The organism is Microcystis sp. M179S2, from assembly GCF_020245805.1.
Taxonomy (GTDB): domain Bacteria; phylum Cyanobacteriota; class Cyanobacteriia; order Cyanobacteriales; family Microcystaceae; genus Microcystis; species Microcystis aeruginosa.
Genome location: NZ_JADBUE010000335.1, coordinates 1 through 3,690 on the forward strand (window position 1 = coordinate 1; position 3,690 = coordinate 3,690).

The window sequence follows — 3,690 nt, forward strand, 5'->3', positions numbered from 1 at the left end:
AATTTCTTCTAAAATTACATTAACTATCGCTGCTGACGAGGCCGTATTCAAAAAAGATGCTGATAGATAAATCTTATTGGTACTGCTGGAATAGGCCCCTTTTGCCGTCCCTAAAACTTCACCACTAAGTACCTCAATTGGGGGAATTTGACTAAAATTTCGGCTTCGCCACTGCTGTTGTAATTCCGTCGCCTTAACCACATCATAACTTGTGCCAAAAGCGATGGCCAAATTTGCCCAAAAGCCATCAGATTGAGCGAAATCGAACAAAATATCGTCAACAGCAGGAAGAATCGACAAAAGAGAAGAAGTCATGATATTAACTGTAAAGGTTTATTGATAACAGTTTTAGCCTAACAATCCCCAATCTTTCAAGGGGGATATAACAAAAATTTACAGAAAACGGGTTTCTCAAAGGAACCCGTTTTCTTGGGCGACAAACCAGAATTATTCAGGTTTGATTAACTGATTTAAATAGCCTTGAAAATCTGAGATTGAGTCAAGAGTAATCGCTTGTCTTAAGAGATTTTTCAGAAGAGAAGTGTCTTGAATTTGGCTAATCTCATCAACCAGTTCCGAAGGCACATTCTCAAAGCGAATCTCGAGGGCATCAATGACAGATTCTCGAGCTTTTTGAATCATCCCTTTTTCCATTCCCATTCTTTCAACACTGGTAATATAAGGCATTCGTTTTTCCTCCTCGTACTGATTTAATTCCTGTTGAAACTCTTGTTCTAATTCAGTGGGTAAGCTCATCAACCAATCGATAAACTTAAAGAGGTTGATAATATCCTCTCGTTGATAACCCCGTTCGTACAACCGTTTAGTTAATGCTAATTTCGCTTCTTTGCGCTTTTTTCGGTTTTGCCGAGTTTCTAAAGCTTGGAGATGCGCCATCACGACTGTAGCAAAAGGATTGCGGTTGGCTGCTAAAGCTGACCACTGCTGCTTAAATTCTAGCAACTTGACGACCGGAAAGCGAAAACTCACTTGACAATCAAATAACTCACGCTCAAATTGATTGGGTCGCCAAGAAGCATTATCATCACCTAAAACTGCCAAACTCGCTACTGAACGCCTGTAACGATCATAAATGCGGTAGTAATAGACAAACATCCGTTCAGCAAAGTCAATTTCTCGCTGACCCTGGATTTCTATGTGGATTAAAACCCAGGTCTCTTCTCCCGCCATACGATAAATTTTCACCAACTTATCGACGAGACGTTTGCCTAACTCAGCATCGCGCACCACTTGTTGAAGTTCTTTGTCGAGAAATTCAAAGCCTTGATTCCAATCAATACCCGCGTGAGCTTGAGGAAAAAAGAAGGAAACAAAGTCTTCAAAGTAGATTTCTAAGACATCTTTCCAAGGAGTATCAAAATCAGTATTTGGGTTATTCATTTCAGTTATCAGTTATCTTGAAGCACCGAAGCAATTTTTGTGATATACTGTACTTACGCAGAAAACGGGTTTCTTGAAGAAACCCGTTTTCTTGATTAATTCTGGCGCTTGCACTTGCTGGCTAATCCTAGGGTTAATAATAGTCCGAAAAGAGTATCAGGTTCAGGAACTTTGGCAATATTATTAAGCTTGATATTATCAACTAATAAAGCTGAATTTCCAGTAGCATTTCCTCCTCCTGTCTTATCCACATCAACTACCCCAAACCCTAAAATATAATCTCCACTCACCGATATTGTTATCGTGTAGGTTTGATAACCTGTTTCTTTCGTTAAATGGGAAAAAGAAGGATTGACTGGAAAACTAGATTGAGTATCTGCCAAAGAATATAAAGTATTATTAAGGGTAAAAAAAGCGAAATCGTTGTAATCTACATCAGCCGCATCTTCATCAGTCAGAAAATTCCAAGAAAAGCTGAAAACATCGCCAGCATTAGCAGTAATAGTCTGTTTGATAGCGGAACCTTCAGTAACAAATAGATTGCTTAACTGATTACCCGATAAGCTGAGAAATGATTGTAAATTACTAGCATTAGTCAAGGGTTGATTGTCATCACAAGCACCGATAAAAAAACAAGTTTGTAACGCGGCTTGATAACTTCCGTTAACCGGTGTAACCTGAAAACTTGAAGTTTCAACGCTCGTTTGTCCACTGGTATTCCAGTCAGAAAAATTACCAGTTTCAAAACTTCCATTGACAACGGCGGCGTGGGAGGCTTCAAGATTAGAAGCCAGCAAACTAGCAACAGTAATTAAGGTTAAAGTTGGGAGTTTAAACATGAGTAATTTTCCTGATATATGGTTAATTGTGAGATGGTATATTTCGCTGGCTGTTTACTTAAGCTTGGAGAAAAATGTCATTCTCACTTAACTGTGGGATGCCGTTGAAGGTGGCAAAAAGTGCGCCATTACCTAATCCTGCTGTGGCACCGTTTTGATTGTAGAACAGATTACCTGTTGCTAAATTGTAAACGATTTTAGCACTACTGGAACCAACTAGATTTAGTTCGTTAGCAGCATCATTGATGCTGGCAAATTCGGCGGTTTGTAAGCTATTACCGACGGCACTGACAAGAGCATTGAAAGAGGTTTTACTTAGGATAATTTTGTCACTTCCTTTGATAAAGTCACTGACACTATCAACTCCAAAGTCACTGCTATTAAAGATAGCACCACTGCCAAAGAGGAATGAGTCGCTGCCATCGCCGCCGGTGAGAATATCATTTCCTTTTCCACCAATCAGGGTGTCGTTACCGGCGCTACCGATAAGGGTGTCGTTGCCATCTAATCCCTTGAGTAGGTTATTACCGCTGTTACCGGTGATGAGATTATCTAGGTTGTTACCTGTGCCGTCGATGTTGGCGTTACCTGTTAGGGTGATATTTTCGATGTTGACGGTGAGAGTGTAATTTACAGAAGATTTGATGGTGTCTTGTCCTTGGCCGGCATTTTCAATGGCTACGTCGCGGCTGTTGTCAACGATATAGGTGTCGTCACCAGGACCGCCTGCGAGTCGGTCATTTCCTGGTCCACCATCGAGAATATCGTTGCCTTCACCGCCGTTGACGGTATCGTTACCGGCCCCGGCGTTGATGTAGTCGTCGCCGCTAGTACCGTTGACGGTTTGATTACTGCTGTCGCCGTTGACGGCGTTGAGGACGTTGAGGCTAAAGCTATCGTTGGCTTTTTCTCCGGCTGAATCGCTGGCGATTACTGTCAGGTTATAGGTGCCGGAGGCAGTATCGGAGGGAGTGCCACTGAAGGTACGGGTAGCGGCATCGAAGGTTATTCCACTGGGGAGGACTGTTTCTGTTGCTAGGGTGTAGGTGAGATTATCGCCATCTACGTCGTTGAAGGTATTAGGGGGAATGGTGAAGCTGAAGGGTTGATTTTCTGTGGCGGTTTGATTGGCTATTTTCTGTTGTAATGTGGGTGCATCATTGACGGGGTTAACTGTTATTAGAAAAGTATCATCAACTGTTTTACCGTTGGATGTTCCCCGAATTGTCAGATTAGCTATCCCAGATTGATTGTCTTGATAGTCTAGAGTTAATTGATTGTCAACGATGGTAGCGGTGACTAATCCTGTATTGTCATTGACGAATACTGATTTAACAATCACATCTCCATCAACATCACTAAAGACATTGCTTAAGTTAATAACACTATTTTCGGCATCTTCGTCAACATTGACATCTGTAATGGGATTGAGGACAGTTGGTGGATTATC

The 3,690-nt window shown here is 41.5% G+C and carries 4 protein-coding genes; all 4 read right to left on the minus strand.

Features of this window, described 5'->3' with window-relative positions:
- Nucleotides 1-315 (minus strand): calcium-binding protein (locus IM500_RS20915; RefSeq protein WP_287739458.1); only part of this gene is annotated, 315 nt, incomplete at its 3' end.
- Between the two features lie 132 nt (nucleotides 316-447).
- On the minus strand, nucleotides 448-1,401 hold the full coding sequence (locus IM500_RS20920) for an RpnC/YadD family protein (protein WP_287739459.1): 954 nt from the start codon (nucleotides 1,399-1,401) through the stop codon (nucleotides 448-450).
- A gap of 95 nt (nucleotides 1,402-1,496) precedes the next feature.
- The gene (locus tag IM500_RS20925) at nucleotides 1,497-2,240 is read right to left on the minus strand and encodes a PEP-CTERM sorting domain-containing protein (protein ID WP_287739460.1); all 744 of its coding nucleotides are present in this window, start codon (nucleotides 2,238-2,240) and stop codon (nucleotides 1,497-1,499) included.
- A 58-nt stretch (nucleotides 2,241-2,298) separates the two neighbouring features.
- Nucleotides 2,299-3,690 (minus strand): putative Ig domain-containing protein (locus tag IM500_RS20930; protein WP_287739461.1); only part of this gene is annotated, 1,392 nt, incomplete at its 5' end.

What these genes read in the sequence shown, in the direction of transcription:
- IM500_RS20920 (WP_287739459.1), bottom strand. Translation starts at nt 1,401, where the DNA reads ATGAATAACCCAAATACTGATTTTGATACTCCTTGGAAAGATGTCTTA.
- IM500_RS20925 (WP_287739460.1), bottom strand. Translation starts at nt 2,240, where the DNA reads ATGTTTAAACTCCCAACTTTAACCTTAATTACTGTTGCTAGTTTGCTG.